Here is an 18389-nt window from a genome sequence, read left to right on the forward strand (position 1 = left end):
CCTTACTGCTTGACCGGAACGTTGGGAAGATCGAGCAGTGGCAAATCCAGTTGTTGCTCTTTGGCGCAATTGATAGCGATGCCATAACCGGCATCTGCATGGCGCATCACCCCGGTTGCCGGATCGTTATGAAGCACTCGGCCGATCCGTTTGGCGGCATCTTCCGTGCCATCACACACAATAACAACGCCAGAGTGTTGCGAGAATCCCATTCCCACGCCGCCACCATGGTGCAGAGACACCCAGGTCGCGCCGGACGCTGTGTTCAGTAGGGCGTTGAGCAATGGCCAGTCAGATACCGCATCTGACCCGTCCATCATGCCTTCGGTCTCCCGGTTCGGGCTGGCAACGGAGCCGGAATCCAAATGATCGCGGCCAATCACAATGGGGGCTTTCAGCTCGCCGTTTTTGACCATTTCATTGAAGGCAAGGCCAAGACGGGCACGATCTTTTAACCCAACCCAGCAGATGCGCGCCGGAAGTCCCTGAAACTGGATGTGTTCACGAGCCATGTCCAACCAGTTGTGCAGGTGAGGGTTGTCCGGGATCAGTTCTTTCACTTTCTGGTCGGTTTTATAGATGTCTTCCGGATCGCCGGAAAGCGCAGCCCAACGGAAGGGGCCGATGCCCTGACAAAACAGGGGACGGATGTACGCCGGGACAAAGCCCGGGAAATCAAATGCGTTCTCGACGCCTTTTTCCAGAGCCATCTGGCGAATGTTGTTCCCGTAGTCGAGCGTTGCTGCGCCGCGAGACTGTAATGCCAGCATGGCCTTAACCTGTTCAGCCATGGAAAGTTTTGCCGCTTCAATGACAGTGGCTTCGTCAGTTTTGCGTTTTTCTGCCGCTTCCTCCATCGTCCAGCCCTGAGGAAGGTAGCCGTTTAATGGATCGTGGGCAGAAGTTTGGTCGGTCACTACGTCGGGCGTGATGCCGCGGTTTACCAGCTCAGCAAACACATCTGCTGCGTTACCTAATAAACCAATCGACAGTGGTTGGTTGTTGTCGACGGATTGTTGAAGCAGAGAAAGGGCCTCGTCGAGATCCGTCGCTTTTTTGTCGACATACCCGGTGCGCAGGCGATAGTCGATACGGCTTTCATCGCATTCGACTGCAATCATGGAAAATCCCGCCATCGTTGCCGCTAATGGTTGCGCGCCGCCCATACCGCCAAGGCCCCCGGTAAGTACCCAGCGGCCTTTGGCATTGCCGCCGAAATGCTTTTTCGCTACAGCAACAAAGGTTTCGTAAGTGCCTTGAACAATGCCCTGTGAGCCGATGTAAATCCAGCTGCCTGCGGTCATCTGTCCGTACATCATCAGGCCCTGTTTATCGAGCTCATTGAAGTGTTCCCAATTTGCCCAGTGCGGCACCAGATTGGAGTTTGCAATCAACACGCGCGGCGCGTCTTTGTGGGTAGGAAAAACGCCCACCGGTTTGCCGGATTGAACCAGCAGCGTCTGATCGTCTTCCAGACGGCGCAATACATCGATAATTTTGTCATAACATTGCCAGTTACGTGCAGCGCGACCAATGCCGCCATATACCACCAGTGCATGGGGATGTTCAGCCACGTCCGGGTGCAGGTTATTCATCAGCATGCGAAGCGGGGCTTCGGTCAGCCAGGACTTTGTAGTCAGTTCAGTGCCTGTCGGGGCGTTAACCGTCCGCGACAGATCCAGACGTGGATCCTTCATTGCGTCATTCCTTGTGAGTTTCTAACTATTGGACCCGTAAGGCTGCGGGAAATCGTCCATACGAGACGGGCAGCGAGACGGGCAGTATGGTTATCGATGTCGTACCGCGGATTTAGCTCGGCGATATCGGCAATTTTGAGTTTTGGCGAACCTGAATCATCTCTGGCTTCGCCAATTCTGCGGATAAGGCTTTCGACCAGCGCATAATCCACACCGTGTGTTGCCGGTGCGCTGACACCGGGTGCTGTCGCTGCCGGGAATACGTCGAGATCAATAGTGAGGTACACGACATCGACCTTGGCGATGAATGTGTCAATGTGTGTTTCGATGGTTTTCAGGTTAGCAATATGGAAGTCAACGTCTTCTATTGTCAGCACATCTAAGGCATGCGCTTTTGCAAACAGGGCTTGTGTGTTGCTGGCGCGGCTGACCCCCAGACAGGCGTAATGGAAAGGCCATTGCCGGTTTTGGCAAAACTCCGCAATTTGGGAGAAAGGGGTGCCAGAGCTGCCGCTCTGCGCGTTGCCCGATGTCGGGCGCAGATCGAAATGTGCGTCAAAGTTAATGATGCCGATGCTAGGGTGCTGTTCCCCGCCTTTTTGCAGATAATGATGGGCAAGTCCCTGGAAACTGCCCCATGCCACTTCGTGTCCGCCACCCAGAATCATCGGGAAATGTTTTTGCCGCAGTGCATCGCGGATGTTATCGGCCAGTTGCTTTTGCGCTTTGGCCAGATCGTGATCGTCACAATGCACATCGCCATTGTCGAACACGGCAAGCGATTGATGATGCCATGGCAGGTTTGCCAGCATTTTGCGGATTTCAACCGGTGCAGTATAAGCACCCACGCGGCCTTTATTCCGTGATACCCCTTCATCGCAGGCAAAGCCCATCAACATCACGCCCGGTTCACACGCATTGTCGGCACTTTTTACCTTTTGGTGAAAACGCAAACCGAGGTCGCCATCTTCTGTATCTGTCCGGCCTTGCCAGACATCCATATTAACTGTCATTGGCTTTAACCCCTTTCAGGTAGCGGGCATGAAGCGGTGCCAGCCCTATCTGATAACTGAGCTGGGCGGGAGAGTCCAAATCCCACACCGCCAAATCTGCATCAAATCCCACAGCAATTTGTCCTTTGTTTTCTAAGCCAAGTGCTTTTGCTGCGTGTCGGGTTACGCCATACAGGGTTTCCTTTGGTGTCAGGCCAAACAGGGTTGATGCCATGTTCATCATTAACGTGAGGCTGGCAAACGGTGATGTGCCGGGATTGAAATCGGTGGCAATAGCCATAGGCACATTGTGTTTGCGGAGTGATTCAACCGGCGGCTTGTGGGTTTCACGCAAGAAGTAGAATGCGCCGGGAAGCAGGGTGGCGACGGTGTCGTTTGAAGCAAGAGCTTTTACGCCATCTTCGCAAAGATACTCAATATGGTCGACGGAGAGCGCTCCCATCCCGGCAGCCAGCGCGCTTCCACCCAGATTGGAGAGTTGCTCGGTGTGCCCTTTGATGTTGAGCCCATGTTTTCTGGCTGCGTCAAATACCCTCATCATTTGAGCGGGCGAAAAACCAATGCCTTCACAGAATACGTCAATCGCGTCAGCGAGTTTAGCTTCAGCCGCTGCGGGGATCATTTCTTCACACACCAGCGAAATATAGCCGTCGCTGTCATGCTGGAATTCTGGTGGCAGGGCGTGTGCGCCAAGCAAGGTGGTTGAGATGTTGACATCGAGCTCTTGCGCCAGCATTTTCGCCGCTTTGAGCATTTTTAGTTCTTGCCTGACAGTCAGCCCATATCCACTTTTTACTTCGATAGTTGTGACGCCGTCACGTATTAAAGCGTTGGCGCGAGGAAGGGCCAGAGAAACCAGCTCTTCAAGGGAAGCAACACGGGTGGCTTTCACTGTGGAGAGAATGCCGCCGCCGTTTTTGGCAATGTGTTCGTAAGGCACACCTTGCAAACGTTGCTCAAATTCACCTGAACGGTCACCGGCATAAATGAGGTGGGTATGGGCGTCGATAAGGCCGGGCGTGACGAGGCGGTTGCCGAGAGAAACACATTCATAGCCGTCGACAGAGATATCTTTGCCGATGGCAGTGATCACGCCGTTTTCGGTCGCAATCATTTGTTTTTCCCTGACTGAGTAGCCTTCAGGTTTGCTGATGTCGCTGTCCATAGTGACTATGCGGCAATCGGTGAAGATCGTCTTCATTTCGCCTGCTCCTTATTTGTATATATAAATGTATAGACAAATAAAAGGGCGGTTTCAACCCATATTGTTATGAATTTGTGATGATAAGCGTAAACCTGTGTGGCCAGTTTAAAAAAATGTGTTGAAACCAGCGAGGATTAAAGATCGGTTCTGGCGCTCAGTTTGTACCGGTTTCCGGGATGGTAGAGCAGTGCTGCGCTCACCAGTTGGTTTTCACTCCATGTCCGGCGGTGAAGCAACAGGCAAGGCTGGTTGGCGTCTATTTGAAGCTGCAATGCGATGTGGGCAGGAGGAAGAATGGCCTCAACAGTGTGTTCAATGGTCCCCAAAGGGCAGGTTTTCATCAGGTAATGGTTTGGGGTGATCTGGTTAAAATCTTGATTTAAATAATCTGGTGCAAAAGTTGGGTTAACCCACCTGAGTTCTACCTGAATGGGCACATCATCAGCGAAGTGAACGATTTCACTTTTATACACATCGCTGCCAAGTTTCAAACCAAGGCGCATTGCAACGTCTTCCGCCGCGCTGATACGCTGTAGTGTAATGATTTTACTATGGTGTTTCTGCCCCCGGGCGCTGATTTCTTCGGCAATGTTACGAATATCCACCAAAGGGCTTTCTGCTTTAGGCTGGCAAACAAATGTGCCAAGCCTTGGTGTCCGTTCCAGCCAGCCGCTATTCACCAAATCACGCATGGCTTTGTTCACTGTCATCCGGCTTACCGAAAACTGTTTGCACAATTCAGCTTCGGTAGGAACTTTGGAGCCTACAGGCCATTCCCGTGACTCAATTTTCTGGATCAGGAAATCTTTGATTTGTTGGAAACGGGGAGATTTAGGCATAGATTCTCAGTTTTTCATTCGTATATACAATTCATGATTATTGAAGTCCTTATGAAAATCAAGGTAAGAAGACAGGGTGAACGATATGGCATAAGGTAATAATGGGCTCTGGCAAATCGTTAAATTGACATGAAACGGTAAAATTTCTGTATTAAATCATTCATCTAGAGCATTCAGAATGCCGCACCGTGACATAACGCAAGTGTGTGCCCTAACATCTTGTTATTTGTGTGTTTGGGGGTGACGTCTTTTAATAAGGAAGCTATAGATGAAAAATATCGTCAAGTTTGGCTTGGTTTTCTCTGCACTTGTCGCAGGCAGTGCACTGGCAGCCAGTGATTACACGTTGGGCCCGCGTCCTTTGTTTCTGGTTGCAGACATGGATGAAGGCGAGTTGAAAGAAAAACTGGAAAAATGTCTGGATGACAAACCACGTAAAAGTGAGTTTTCTATTGGCCACCGCGGCGCACCGATGATGTTTCCAGAGCACACTAAAGAATCCTATATTGCCGCCGCGAAAATGGGGGCCGGTGTTTTAGAATGCGATGTTGCTTTCACCAAAGATAAAGCCTTGGTGTGCCGCCATTCCCAAAATGACCTTCACACAACGACAGATGTTCTTGCCCATCCTGATCTTGCGGCAAAATGCACCGTCCCCTTCACGCCAGCAAACCCTGAAACAGGAGAGGAGGCCAGGGTTGAATGCCGCACCACGGATTTCACACTGGAAGAATTTAAACGCCTGAAAGGCAAAATGGATGGCGCAAACCCTATGGCGATCACGCCAGAAGAATACATGAACGGTACACCAGGTTGGCGAACTGATCTTTATGCCAGTCGCGGTACATTAATGACGCATGCTGAAAGCATCGCCTTATTTAAAGCACTGGGTGTGAAGATGACACCAGAGCTAAAATCGCCTGTTGTTGAGATGCCTTATCAAGGATTCACGCAACAAGATTACGCGCAAAAAATGATTGATGAGTATAAAGAAGCCGGTATTTCGCCTGACCAAGTGTTTCCACAGTCTTTTAATCTGGAAGATGTCAAATATTGGATAGCGTCGGAGCCGAAATTTGGCCGTCAAGCCGTGTATCTTGATGAACGTATGGGAGAAGAGAACTGGAAACCTTCTCTTGAAGAAATGAAGGCGCTCAAGGCATCGGGCGTTGAATACATCGCGCCTCCTTTGTTTGCACTCGTTACTCTTGATGACAAAGGTGAAATTGTGCCTTCTGACTATGCGAAAATGGCGAAAGAAGCAGGTCTGGACATTATTACCTGGTCACTGGAACGCTCGGGACACCTTGGTAACGGTGGCGGCTGGTATTATCAGAGCATAAAAGACGTTATCAACAACGATGGTGATATGCTTAAGTTACTGGATGTGTTGGCCCAGGACGTGGGTGTTGTTGCCGTCTTCTCTGACTGGCCTGCAACCACCACTTTTTACGCAAACTGTATGAACATCAAATAGAAAAGCAGGCCTCAACGAAGGGTTCGTTGGGGCCTGAAACAACAGCATTGCAGTATCACATTGCATGATGTGTGACAGTTTATTCCGTTCAACTCTGTCATATGATGCGATTGCTTATCCCTTTTACAGGTTGCGTTATTCCACTACATAGTTACAATTCTTCATCTCTTCCCGTACATATATTTTGATTTGTACCAAAATTTGTACCTGAAGACTTTTCCCAAAGACTCATTATTCACAACATATTACATTGTTGTTAATGAGAAAAATTTTAAGCAAGTGCTACTTCGTGTGTAGCACCACTGTAAAATAGGACGAAATAATGCCTGTAATTACTCTTCCTGACGGTAGTCAACGTTCATTCGATAACCCCGTTTCTACTTACGATGTTGCAGCAGACATCGGTTCTGGTTTGGCGAAAGCATGTATTGCTGGCCGTGTTAACGGTAAACGTGTTGATGCCTGCGATCTGATCACCGAAGATGCCAACCTTGAAATCATTACTGCAAAGGATGAAGACGGTCTTGAGATCATCCGTCACTCCTGTGCGCACCTGCTTGGGCATGCTATTAAGCAACTGTTCCCTGATGTGAAAATGGCGATCGGCCCGACCATCGACAACGGCTTCTATTACGACGTTGACCTTGATCGTTCTCTGACTCAAGAAGACCTGGATGCGATTGAAAAACGCATGAAAGAATTGGCCAAGACCAAATACCAGGTTATCAAGAAGAACGTGAGCTGGCAGGAAGCGCGTGACACCTTTGAGTCACGTGGTGAAACCTACAAGATGGAAATCTTGGACGAAAACGTATCCCGCGACGATCGTCCAGGCCTCTATCATCATGAAGAATACATTGACATGTGCCGTGGTCCGCACGTACCACACATGGGTTTTTGCCAAAACTTCAAAATCCTGAACGTTGCCGGTGCATACTGGCGCGGTAACAGCGACAACAAGATGCTGCAACGTATCTACGGTACCGCGTTCAGCGATAAAAAAGAGTTGAAAGCACACTTGCAGCGTCTGGAGGAAGCCGCGAAGCGCGATCACCGTAAACTGGGTAAACAGCTTGACCTTTACCACATGCAGCAAGAAGCGCCGGGTATGGTGTTCTGGCACCACAACGGTTGGGTGGTTTTCCGTGAACTTGAAGCTTTTGTGCGTTCAAAACTGGCTGAATACGATTATCAGGAAGTGAAAGGCCCGCTGATCATGGACCGTGTTCTATGGGAGCGTTCAGGTCACTGGGACAAATACGCCGATTACATGTTCACAACGCAATCCGAAAACCGTGAATACGCCCTCAAGCCAATGAACTGTCCTGGTCACGTGCAGATTTTTAACCAAGGCCTGAAATCTTACCGTGACCTGCCATTGCGTATGGCGGAGTTTGGCAGTTGCCACCGTAATGAGCCATCGGGTGCACTGCACGGTTTGATGCGTGTCCGTGGCTTTACTCAGGATGATGCACACATCTTCTGTACCCCAGAACAGGTACAACAGGAAGTCACATCTTGCATTAAAATGGTTTACGACACATACAAAACCTTTGGTTTTGAAGATATTGTTGTAAAACTTTCTACCCGCCCAGAGATGCGAGTGGGTTCAGATGCGATGTGGGATCGCGCAGAAAAAGCACTGGCTGAGGCGTTAGAATCCATGAACATTCAGTTCGAGATTCTGGAAGGCGAGGGGGCATTCTACGGTCCTAAGATTGAATTTACCCTGCATGATTGTTTGGATCGCGCATGGCAGTGTGGTACTGTGCAGCTCGATTTTGCGTTGCCTGAACGTTTGGGTGCGACCTACGTAGGTGAAGACAACGAGCGCCATATTCCTGTGATGATTCACCGTGCGATTCTGGGATCATTGGAACGCTTTATCGGTATCTTGATTGAAGAATACGCAGGTCACTTCCCAAGTTGGTTGGCGCCTCAGCAAGCGGTTGTCATGAACATTACTGATAATCAAGCTGAATATGTTCAAGAAGTCGCGAAAAAACTGCAAAAAGCAGGATTTAGAGCTTCTGCGGACTTGAGAAACGAGAAGATTGGCTTTAAAATCCGCGAACATACTTTGAAGCGCGTACCTTACATGCTGGTTTGCGGCGACCAAGAGATGGAAGCTGGTGAAATCGCGGTACGTACACGCAAAGGTAAAGACTTGGGTAAATACAAAATTGACGAATTTATTTCTCTGCTTGAGGACGAAATTCGTACCCGAACTCTTAATATTTTGGAGGAATAAGGTATTAAAGGCGCAAGAAAAGCCCCGGCTAAACAACAAAATGCTCACCGTCTAAACGAAGAAATTCGCGGTTTGCGTGAAGTACGTCTTACTGGTATCGACGGTGAACAACTTGGTGTTGTTTCATTTGAAGAAGCTCTGAGAACCGCAGAAGAAGCGGGCGTTGATCTGGTAGAAATCAGCCCTAATGCCGAGCCTCCAGTTTGTCGTGTGATGGACTATGGTAAGTTCATCTATGAAAAGAGTAAGGCTGCGAAAGAGCAGAAGAAAAAGCAAAAAGTTGTCCAGATCAAGGAAATTAAATTCCGTCCTGGTACCGATGTTGGCGACTATCAGGTAAAACTACGCAACCTGGTTCGCTTTATTGAAGAGGGTAACAAGGTCAAGGTTACAATCCGTTTCCGTGGTCGCGAAATGGCGCACCAGGATATCGGTGTTGACGTTCTGAATCGTCTGAAGGAAGACACTGCTGAAATTGCTTCAGTAGAAAGCTTCCCTTCAAGGATTGAAGGTCGTCAAATGATCATGGTTCTTGCCCCTAAGAAGAAGTAATTTCGGCATACAAGTAACATTGAGGCTATGCGCCCGTTCTTTTAGAGCGGGGTATGGCTTCTTTGTTCGCCAAATTACACAGTTATTAATGCATACAATGCGGAGTTATTCATCATGCCTAAGATGAAAGCAAATAAAGGTGCTGCTAAGCGTTTCAAGAAAACTGGCGGCGGTTTCAAGTTCAAGCATGCTACTAAACGTCACATCCTGACTAAGCGTACTACTAAGAACAAACGTCAACTGCGTCCAAACGCGATTCTGCCTAAGTGCGAAATCGGTGCAGTTGTTCGTATGCTTCCATACGCATAATTTTTCTTAGTATTTTTAACGAATTAGTTTAGGAGAGACATAATGGCTCGCGTAAAACGTGGTGTACAGGCTCGTGCACGTCACAAGAAAGTTCTGAAACAAGCTAAAGGTTATTACGGTGCACGTTCACGTGTTTACCGCGTAGCTTTCCAAGCAGTTACTAAAGCTGGTCAATACGCTTACCGTGACCGTCGTCAGAAGAAACGTCAATTCCGTCAACTGTGGATTGCACGTATCAACGCTGCGGCTCGTCAAAACGGTATGTCTTACAGCCGTTTCATCAACGGTCTGAAGAAAGCGTCTATCGAAATCGATCGTAAGATCTTGGCTGATATCGCTGTATTCGACAAAGTTGCATTCTCTGCTTTGGTAGAGAAAGCGAAAGCTGCTCTGTAATTTTTACAGAATAGACGTTTTGGGAAAGGGGAGCTTCGGCTCCCCTTTTTCTTGTTTCATTTTCCGCTTTGAGCCATCAAAAATTTACGTCAGGGTTTCAACAATTCTCCATCTTCATCATTAACGCAGAATGTGTCGAAAAAATGTGGCGATGAAATAGTCATGGCTAGTACTTATCATGCATTTCGGATTGGCTTTGTTTAACCGATTTATTACTATGTGTCGTTACGTCTCATACCAATTCCCAGAGCACTTTTCGCAATACGTTCGTGACTGACGATATGCGGATTTTGTTCCGAGAATTGGTATATCTTTTACTCCCCCGTAGGACACTGCCTGTGCAGGCAGATGAGGAAACGATGCAACAACTAGAAGAGATTCTATCCAACGCAATGGCTGCCATCGACGCAGTTGATTCGGTTGCGGCTCTGGATGAAGTACGTGTTAAGTACCTGGGTAAAAAAGGTGAGCTGACGCTCCAGCTTCAACAGTTGGGTAAACTGCCACCAGAAGAACGCCGTGAAGCAGGTGCGAGCATTAACAAAGCCAAGCAAGCGGTTCAGCAAGCGCTGACTGAACGTAAAGCGGCATTGGAAAAGGCAGAACTTGAAGCCAAGCTGGCTGCTGAAACGATTGATGTAACTTTGCCTGGCCGCCGTATTGAAAACGGTGGTATTCACCCAGTGACGCGCACTATCGAGCGAATTGAAAGCTTCTTTGGTGAGCTGGGCTTTACAGTTGAAACTGGCCCAGAAATCGAAGATGCGTTCCACAACTTTGATGCATTGAACATTGCGGAAGATCACCCTGCACGTACCGATCATGATACGTTCTTCTTCAACCCTGATCTGATGCTGCGTACGCATACCTCTGGTGTTCAAATCCGTACCATGGAAGCGAAGCAACCGCCGCTGCGCTTTATTGCACCTGGCCGCGTTTACCGTAACGATTACGACCAAACTCACACCCCAATGTTCCATCAGGTAGAGGGCATGCTGGTTGACGAAAACGTGAATTTCGCGCAACTGAAAGGCATTCTGCATGACTTCCTGTGTAACTTCTTCGAAGAAGATCTGGAAGTGCGTTTCCGTCCTTCGTACTTCCCGTTTACTGAGCCTTCAGCGGAAGTTGACGTAAAAGGCAAAAATGGAAAATGGCTGGAAGTCTTGGGCTGCGGTATGGTTCACCCGAACGTTCTACGTGCGGTTGGCATCGACCCAGAGAAATACTCAGGTTTCGCGTTTGGTATGGGGGTTGAACGCCTGACCATGCTGCGCTACGGCGTAAACGACCTGCGTGCGTTCTTTGAGAACGATCTGCGTTTCCTGAAACAATTCAAGTAAGCATTGGGGTAATTGATAAATGAAATTCAGTGAATCCTGGCTTCGCGAGTGGGTGAACCCTGCAGTAAACAGCGAAGAACTGGCACACCAAATCACCATGGCTGGTCTGGAAGTTGATGACATCGCAGCCGTTGCCGGTGAGTTTACCGGCGTTGTCGTTGGTGAAGTGGTTGAATGTGCCCAGCACCCTGATGCAGACAAACTGCGTGTGACCAAGGTCAACGTTGGTGGTGAAGAACTGCTGGACATCGTATGTGGTGCGCCAAACTGCCGCCTTGGCCTGAAAGTTGCGGTTGCTACTGTCGGCGCTGTACTTCCTGGCGATTTCAAAATCAAGAAAGCGAAGCTTCGCGGCCAGCCTTCTCACGGTATGCTGTGTTCTTTCTCAGAGCTGGGCATCGATGTGGAATCAAACGGCATTATGGAACTGCCGGCAGACGCACCTATCGGTACCGATTTCCGTGAATACCTCAAACTGAATGACGTCACCATTGATGTTGACCTGACGGCAAACCGTGCAGACTGTCTGAGCATCAAAGGGTTGGCGCGTGAGGTTGGTGTGCTGAACCGAATTGAAGTGTCTCAGCCTGCGTTTGAGAAAGTGACACCATCGATTGATGATAAAGTGTCTGTTGCGGTTGAAGCACCGGCTGCGTGTCCTCGCTACCTGGGCCGTGTGGTTAAAGGTGTTAACGTGAAAGCAGCAACGCCGCTTTGGATGCAGGAAAAACTGCGTCGTAGTGGTATCCGTTCTATCGATCCTATTGTAGACATCACCAACTACGTGATGCTGGAGCAGGGTCAGCCTATGCACGCCTTCGATCTGGCAAAGGTTGAAGGTGGTATTGTTGCGCGTATGGCGAAGCCCGGCGAGAAACTGGTGCTGCTGGATGGCAACGAAGCAGAATTGAACGAAAACACCTTGGTGATTGCCGACCACAACAAAGCACTGGCGATTGCGGGTATCTTTGGTGGTCAGGATTCTGGTGTAAACGCCGAAACCACCACTGACGTTCTGCTTGAAGCGGCATTCTTTGCACCGGATGCCATCCGTGGGCGAGCACGTAACTATGGCTTGCACACGGATTCCTCACACCGCTTTGAGCGTGGTGTGGATTCAACGCTGCAATATCATGCTATGGAGCGTGCAACTCAACTGCTTATCGACATCTGTGGTGGTGAAGCAGGGGAGATCGTCGGTCAGGAATCTGAAGAACACCTGCCAAAAGCAAATACTATTGCGTTGCGCCGCAACAAGCTGGACAACCTGCTGGGGCACCATATTCCATCAGAAGATGTCGTTGAAATCCTGACCCGTCTGGGCTGTGATGTTGAAACAACGGAAGACGGCTGGTCTGCGAAGGCACCATCCTGGCGTTTTGATATGGCGATTGAGCAGGATTTGGTGGAAGAAGTTGGCCGTATTTATGGCTACGACAACATTCCAAACCAGGCGCCTGTTGCATCACTGAAGATGAATGATCACGTAGAAGCTAACCTGCCTCTGAAACGCGTGCGTGACCTGCTGGTTGACCGTGGTTACCACGAAGCGATTACCTACAGCTTCGTCGAGCCAAACCAACAGAAACTGATTGTGCCGGACGTAGAGCCGCTGATCCTGCCAAATCCTATCTCGGCAGACATGTCAGCAATGCGCCTTAGCCTGTGGACTGGCCTTTTGAACACGGTTGCTTACAACCAGAAGCGTCAGCAACCACGCGTTCGCCTGTTCGAAGCGGGTCTGCGTTTCATTCCTTGTGAAGGTGCCGAAAACGGCATGCTCCAGGAGATGATGCTGGCAGGTGTGATTGCGGGCCCACGCTCTGAAGAGCATTGGGACATTGCGAGCAATACCGTTGATTTCTTCGATTTAAAAGGCGATTTGGAAGCAATTCTGGAACTGACGGCTGATGATCTGAACTACAGCTTCAAAGCCGCGAAGCACCCCGCACTGCACCCAGGTCAGTCTGCAGCAATTGAAGTGGACGGCGAAACCGTCGGTTACATCGGTACTGTTCACCCAGAATTAGAGCGCAAGTTTGGCTTGAATGGCCGTACCATCGTATTTGAAATCGAGTGGTCTGCTATCAACAAACGTGTGATCCCGGAAGCGGTTGTTATCTCCAAATTCCCGGCAAACCGCCGTGACATCGCGGTAATCGTAAATAATGATGTGGAGTCTGAAGCGGTTGTTCGCGCGTGTCTGGAGACAGACAACGCCCTTGTTACCGGCGCTAAGCTGTTTGACCTTTATAAGGGCAAAGGCGTAGAAGAAGGTAAGAAGAGTCTGGCGATAGCACTGAGTCTGCAATCTACCGAACGAACGCTGGAAGAAGGAGATATTTCTGAGGCAGTTGCTTCGGTTATTGCTTTACTTAGTGAGAAATTTGACGCACATCTTCGCGATTAATGATAAAAATATAAATAAAAAAGCGGCCGATTGGCTGCTTTTTTATGTCTAAAAGTTCTAACACGTTTCATTTTGATAAATTGGTGCTTTATCAAAACCTTAACAAATCGCATTCCGCAACTGTTTAAAAACTGAATAAAAACATTGCTTAATGAAACTTTACTCAATTAACTGTCTCATTTTTTATGCATAACTTAAGAATGAAAAGCTCACAAACAGAGCACTGTTCTAAATAATGATATGGAAAAAAGTTGGCGCAAATCAGCCAGTTGGCTTACACTGTTCGTAAGTTACTGCTAGAGAATAGGCTGCCCGACGAAGGAGCAAGTAAATATTTCTTTTGCAGTGAAATTCGTGGTGTAGATACGACGTATCACATTTGTGTTCAACATTTCTTGAGGGAATGACCTATGGCGCTCACCAAGGCCGATTTGGCTGAGAACCTGTTTGAAAATGTCGGGATGAGCAAGCGGGACGCCAAGGAAACTGTCGAAGCGTTTTTTGAAGAAATTCGAAAAGCGTTAGAAAGTGGCGAACAAGTCAAGTTGTCTGGCTTCGGAAATTTTGATCTTCGCGACAAGAATGAACGTCCGGGCCGTAATCCAAAAACGGGCGAAGATATTCCAATTACAGCTCGCCGAGTTGTGACTTTCCGCCCAGGCCAAAAACTGAAGGCGAGAGTCGAGAAAGCCAAAGTAGACAAATAGTCGCCGTGCGAGAGTTTTCCAAAGAACCGTGGCTTATGTTATGACCACGGTTTTTTATTGCCCCGACATCGCATAAGCCAGCTATCATGAATTGCGTTTGTTATCAAAGTGTTTAGTTTGTATATTGATGGCTAAGACATGGATACCAAACAATTCATAAGGATAGTCAAAAATGGATAGTCAATTATTCAGGGGTTTTCTTAAGCATACGTTATTTCCACCTGAAAATTTCCAGCCATCCTGTATTACCTTGCCAAATGGTATAAATGTTAAGCATAGTGAGATTGGTGTGGTTGAAGTTACGCCACCGGTGTCAGAAAAAGCGATTATTATTTCATCCGGCATCCATGGCGATGAGACCGCGCCAGTTGAATTGGTGGATGATTTGGTTGGCAGTATTTTGGAACAACAAATTACACCTAAAAACCGCGTGCTTTTTATCATAGCCCACCCAAAAGCAATACATGCCCACACGCGCTTTATAAAAGAAAATTTAAATCGGCTTTTCACCAGTTTGAACCCTATCCGAAATGAAGAATGTACGCTTGCTAACCGGCTTCAAGAGAAGGTGAAACATTTTTTTGATAGCGCCGATGACGAGCGTTGGCATTTCGATCTTCACTGCGCGATCAGAGCATCACAGCATTATATGTTTGGCGTTGTGCCTGCCTCTACTAAGGAAACAGACGTGCGCCCATTGATTACTTTCCTGAAAGCAGCACATATGGATGCAGTGCTGTTGAGCCAGGCGCCTTCTTCGACGTTTAGCTGGTTCAGTGCGGAAAACTATGGTGCGATGGCTGCCACATTTGAAATGGGTCGGGTAGCGCCGCTTTACCAAAACAATATGACAGAATTTGTGCCGCTGCGTGAAGCGTTGATCGCAATGCTTGAAGGGCGTTATTTGCCACAAGAATCACAGAGCAAGGATTTTTCATCCTACAAAGTGACCCGCACGATTACCAAAACGGATGCGTCTTTCCAACTGGCGTTCAGTGACGATACTGCTAACTTTACCTTCTTTCAGGAAGGCGAGTTGCTAGCTGAAGAAAATGGCGTGCTACATCATGCCTTACCGGGTGGAGAGGCCGTGGTGTTTCCGAATGCCAATGTGGCAATAGGGCAGCGTGCTGCTTTGCTGGTACAGCCTTTTGAACCAGATTACGCCCAGCCACTTTATGTGAATGTTGAGCGCGTACCTGGCATTTTCGCTATCAGTTAACACTTTTCATTTTGAGTGGTTCTATGTATGGTTGGCGGCAATCGTTAATTGAACCCGAAAACCATGCAGTTATTTCAACTTGCCAAGCGTCATGAGAGACGCTGGCATGCCGCATTTATTGTTTCACTCTGCCTTCTCTTTGTGGGTGTTTTTGTCTCACTTTCCGCTGGAGAGATCTGGATATCTCCCTTTTCGTTTGGCTCGGCGCTAGAACAACAACTGTTGATTGAACTGCGGGTTCCCCGGGTAATCGCAGCCGTGCTGATCGGCGCATCACTGGCGGTGTCCGGTGGTGTTTTACAAGTCTTGTTGGGAAACCCTTTGGCTGAACCTGGCGTGCTGGGCATTTCCGGTGGTTCGAGCCTTGCTCTGGTGATTGTTATGTTCCTGTTTCCGTTATTCGCCACACCTTACGGTTTGATGGCCTCGGCGATGCTTGGCGCATTGGCGTTTACGACAATACTGGTGATGTTGGCAAGACGCAGGGCAATGTCGACGGCGAGATTGCTGTTGATTGGTGTTGCTCTCGGTATTCTTTCAGGTGCGATTGTCACCTGGGCATTCTATTTCAGTTCAGATCTAAATCTTCGCCAGCTTATGTATTGGTTGATGGGCAGTCTTTCTGGTGTGCATTGGTCTCAGCTAACCTTAGCGATCTTAATGGTTCCTGCTGTGATTTGGCTTTGTTTCCAGGGTAAAAAGCTGGATCTCATGATGCTCGGAGACGTGCAGGCTAGACAGTTAGGATTGAACATTAATGCATTGCGTTGGCAGTTAATCTTAATGGTGAGCTTATTGGTCGGTGCGTCGGTCGCCATGGCCGGTGTGATTGGTTTCGTCGGTTTGGTGGTGCCACACTTCCTGAGATTATGGTTTGGTACTGAAAACCGATTTCTTTTGCCGCTATCGGCGATTTCCGGCGCTTCATTGATGCTGGCAGCAGACACAATTGGCCGAATGGCGATCGCTGAAGCAGAGTTACCCGTAGGAGCAGTAACGACGACAATCGGCGCTCCTTTGTTTATTTGGATGTTATTGAGGCGTGTATGATTGATGCTAAAAATATAGCGTTAGGAACGCGTCTTCTTCCCCTGAATTTTCGTGCAGGCAGAGGGGAAATTGTTCACCTGCTGGGTGCCAACGGCAGCGGGAAAAGTACACTTCTCGAATTGCTGTCAGGATTGACTGAAGGGCAGGGAAAAGTGATGTTGGATGGTATTGAACTCGCGAGGATGGATGCGCTCTCCCTTGCCCGTCAGCGGGCATACCTGTGCCAACAACAAAAGCCGGCATTTGCCATTGGTGTGTATCAATATCTCAGTCTTAGTTTGTCAGCCATTCGTCACCTTATGCCAGAAGCCGCGGAGAAGGCAGTCAATGAAATATGTAGAGCTTTGGGTATTGCTGACAAGTTGGGTCGGAATACCGAGCAACTCTCAGGGGGCGAATGGCAGCGTGTGCGTCTGGCTGGCGTTTGCCTGCAAATATGGCCTGAAATCAACCCAGAAGGAAAGCTGTTGATTTTGGATGAGCCAGCTACAGCGTTGGATATTGCCCAACAAGGCGTGATGTACAATATCGTCAGGCAGATTGCGGACCAAGGGATTTCGGTAGTGATGTCCAATCACGATATTAACCGTACTTTGTCTGACGCGGACAGGGTTGTGCTGCTCAAAAACGGCCATATCGTTGCACAAGGCAGTCCTCGCGAGGTGATGACAGTCGACACTTTGGAACATACGTTTGGTGCAAAGCTCCGGCGGGTGGATGTGGGAGATCAAACCCTCATTCTCGGCCAGTAACCAGACCTGTGAAGAAAGAGGGGGTATCCGGGATGATCAATGCCCGGTTACGTCCAATTTGGCTTTAATAAACAACGCATGGTCGAGATACAAAAGCTCTGCAGTTTTACGGATAACAGCGTCTTCCTGCGGGTCAAGTATGCCATCAGCATAGGCGACTTCCCACATGGCTTTTACCAGGGCATACCGCTGCGCTTGCTCCAACTGGCGTAATTTGTCTGTGTAATCATAAAGCGATACGGCATTTTTGCTGTCGATCCTAGCGTTTGCCAGTAGTGTGGTTGCTTCTGTTTCATCGATGTCTAACAAGGCACAGAGCAGGTTGACTTTTGCTGATTCTTCCCGGGGATCCAACTGATGATCGGCGCCCGCTACTTCACAAAGAAGCCCCGCCATTGCACGCTGGTAGTGCATCTCATTTGGGGATACATTCCCACCTTCCTCGGCAAATACATCTCTTAAAATCGAAGACAGTTTTGAAAACACCGGTTTGCCCCCTGTTAGTGTGCTTAGCCTGAGAGTATGTGACAATGGAACATGATGTACACCAGATTTACAAGGTCAACTGACCCTAGCGATTTTAGAATGCTGTTGGTGCAAAACCGGTGACGACATCCAGCTTCAACGCTTTACCCAGCTTAGTCAGTGGGTGAACAACCACAAGCCCACGTACAGATTTTTTCAGTTTGCCCATATCAGATTGTTCCAATTTAGTGATCTCACGTGAGAAAGGCATATTCAACAATGCGTTGCGTTCTTTGTTCAACGCAAAGCTCTGTTTGTGGCTCAGCTGGCTGATTTTTTTGTTTAAATCTTCAATGTCGTTCGTGAGCCTGGTGACCAATTCACTATCACCACGCGTTTTCGCGCCATCCAGTTTACGTTGGCTTTTGTCCAGACGGCTTTTCAGCTGTTGTAATTCTTGTTTAATGCTCATGGTGACCCAGTGTGTTTGTTTGCAAGGCCGCGGAGTGTATCACAGCATAGACACTAGGGTCATGCCAATTCCTGTTAAGGATGTTGTTCGTTATTCGGTGTCAACAGTTTAAAAAGGAGAAGTGAATGAAGATCGAGGTCATGGCGGTTTGTGGTAGAATCTTCGCAATTTTTTAGACGGTACTGAGCCTGCTTTACGTTTACGCTCGTACTGTGAGTGGATTTTCTTCA

General features: G+C 48.5%; 17 protein-coding genes. 11 read left to right on the forward strand and 6 right to left on the reverse strand.

Features of this window, described 5'->3' with window-relative positions; genetic code table 11:
• Positions 1-2: 2 nt before the first annotated feature.
• From hutU to hutC, 4 genes are all read right to left on the reverse strand, one after another.
• On the reverse strand, positions 3-1697 hold the full coding sequence (gene hutU / locus AC6IB1_RS09085; protein ID WP_497568748.1) for a urocanate hydratase: 1695 nt from the start codon (positions 1695-1697) through the stop codon (positions 3-5).
• Positions 1694-2710, reverse strand: a complete 1017-nt coding sequence (gene hutG / locus AC6IB1_RS09090) for a formimidoylglutamase (RefSeq protein WP_497568749.1) — start codon at positions 2708-2710, stop codon at positions 1694-1696. The genes hutU and hutG overlap by 4 nt, the downstream gene beginning before the upstream one ends.
• The gene (hutI, locus tag AC6IB1_RS09095) at positions 2700-3911 is read right to left on the reverse strand and encodes an imidazolonepropionase (RefSeq protein ID WP_497568750.1); all 1212 of its coding nucleotides are present in this window, start codon (positions 3909-3911) and stop codon (positions 2700-2702) included. The genes hutG and hutI overlap by 11 nt, the downstream gene beginning before the upstream one ends.
• 137 nt (positions 3912-4048) lie before the next feature.
• Positions 4049-4753, reverse strand: coding sequence for a histidine utilization transcriptional repressor HutC (gene hutC, locus AC6IB1_RS09100; protein ID WP_497568751.1), 705 nt, complete (start codon positions 4751-4753; stop codon positions 4049-4051).
• A gap of 268 nt (positions 4754-5021) precedes the next feature.
• Here hutC and AC6IB1_RS09105 point away from each other — a divergent pair, with 268 nt between their 5' ends.
• From AC6IB1_RS09105 to btuD, 11 genes are all read left to right on the forward strand, one after another.
• A complete protein-coding gene (locus AC6IB1_RS09105; protein ID WP_497568752.1) occupies positions 5022-6230 on the forward strand; it encodes a glycerophosphodiester phosphodiesterase family protein in 1209 nt (402 codons plus the stop codon).
• A gap of 322 nt (positions 6231-6552) precedes the next feature.
• The gene (thrS, locus tag AC6IB1_RS09110; RefSeq protein ID WP_497568753.1) at positions 6553-8481 is read left to right on the forward strand and encodes a threonine--tRNA ligase; all 1929 of its coding nucleotides are present in this window, start codon (positions 6553-6555) and stop codon (positions 8479-8481) included.
• 3 nt (positions 8482-8484) lie between these two features.
• Entirely contained in the window at positions 8485-9033 is a 549-nt protein-coding gene (gene infC, locus AC6IB1_RS09115) for a translation initiation factor IF-3 (protein WP_497569121.1), read from the forward strand.
• Positions 9034-9147: 114 nt separating this feature from the next.
• A complete protein-coding gene (gene rpmI / locus AC6IB1_RS09120; RefSeq protein WP_005505546.1) occupies positions 9148-9342 on the forward strand; it encodes a 50S ribosomal protein L35 in 195 nt (64 codons plus the stop codon).
• A gap of 42 nt (positions 9343-9384) precedes the next feature.
• Entirely contained in the window at positions 9385-9738 is a 354-nt protein-coding gene (gene rplT, locus AC6IB1_RS09125; RefSeq protein WP_005505544.1) for a 50S ribosomal protein L20, read from the forward strand.
• A gap of 359 nt (positions 9739-10097) precedes the next feature.
• The gene (gene pheS, locus AC6IB1_RS09130; protein ID WP_497568754.1) at positions 10098-11081 is read left to right on the forward strand and encodes a phenylalanine--tRNA ligase subunit alpha; all 984 of its coding nucleotides are present in this window, start codon (positions 10098-10100) and stop codon (positions 11079-11081) included.
• A 19-nt stretch (positions 11082-11100) separates the two neighbouring features.
• The gene (gene pheT, locus AC6IB1_RS09135) at positions 11101-13491 is read left to right on the forward strand and encodes a phenylalanine--tRNA ligase subunit beta (RefSeq protein WP_497568755.1); all 2391 of its coding nucleotides are present in this window, start codon (positions 11101-11103) and stop codon (positions 13489-13491) included.
• 410 nt (positions 13492-13901) lie between these two features.
• On the forward strand, positions 13902-14198 hold the full coding sequence (gene ihfA / locus AC6IB1_RS09140; RefSeq protein ID WP_005505538.1) for an integration host factor subunit alpha: 297 nt from the start codon (positions 13902-13904) through the stop codon (positions 14196-14198).
• Positions 14199-14370: 172 nt separating this feature from the next.
• Positions 14371-15420, forward strand: a complete 1050-nt coding sequence (locus AC6IB1_RS09145) for a succinylglutamate desuccinylase (protein WP_497568756.1) — start codon at positions 14371-14373, stop codon at positions 15418-15420.
• A 63-nt stretch (positions 15421-15483) separates the two neighbouring features.
• The gene (gene btuC / locus AC6IB1_RS09150; RefSeq protein WP_497568757.1) at positions 15484-16470 is read left to right on the forward strand and encodes a vitamin B12 ABC transporter permease BtuC; all 987 of its coding nucleotides are present in this window, start codon (positions 15484-15486) and stop codon (positions 16468-16470) included.
• The gene (gene btuD, locus AC6IB1_RS09155; RefSeq protein ID WP_497568758.1) at positions 16467-17222 is read left to right on the forward strand and encodes a vitamin B12 ABC transporter ATP-binding protein BtuD; all 756 of its coding nucleotides are present in this window, start codon (positions 16467-16469) and stop codon (positions 17220-17222) included. The genes btuC and btuD overlap by 4 nt, the downstream gene beginning before the upstream one ends.
• Positions 17223-17258: 36 nt before the next feature.
• Here btuD and AC6IB1_RS09160 read toward each other — a convergent pair whose 3' ends face one another.
• Both AC6IB1_RS09160 and AC6IB1_RS09165 read right to left on the reverse strand, forming a co-directional pair.
• Positions 17259-17708, reverse strand: coding sequence for a tellurite resistance TerB family protein (locus tag AC6IB1_RS09160; protein WP_497568759.1), 450 nt, complete (start codon positions 17706-17708; stop codon positions 17259-17261).
• 94 nt (positions 17709-17802) lie between these two features.
• Entirely contained in the window at positions 17803-18159 is a 357-nt protein-coding gene (locus AC6IB1_RS09165) for a YibL family ribosome-associated protein (protein ID WP_497568760.1), read from the reverse strand.
• Positions 18160-18389 lie beyond the last annotated feature (230 nt).

The organism is Grimontia sp. THUN1695, from assembly GCF_059704325.2.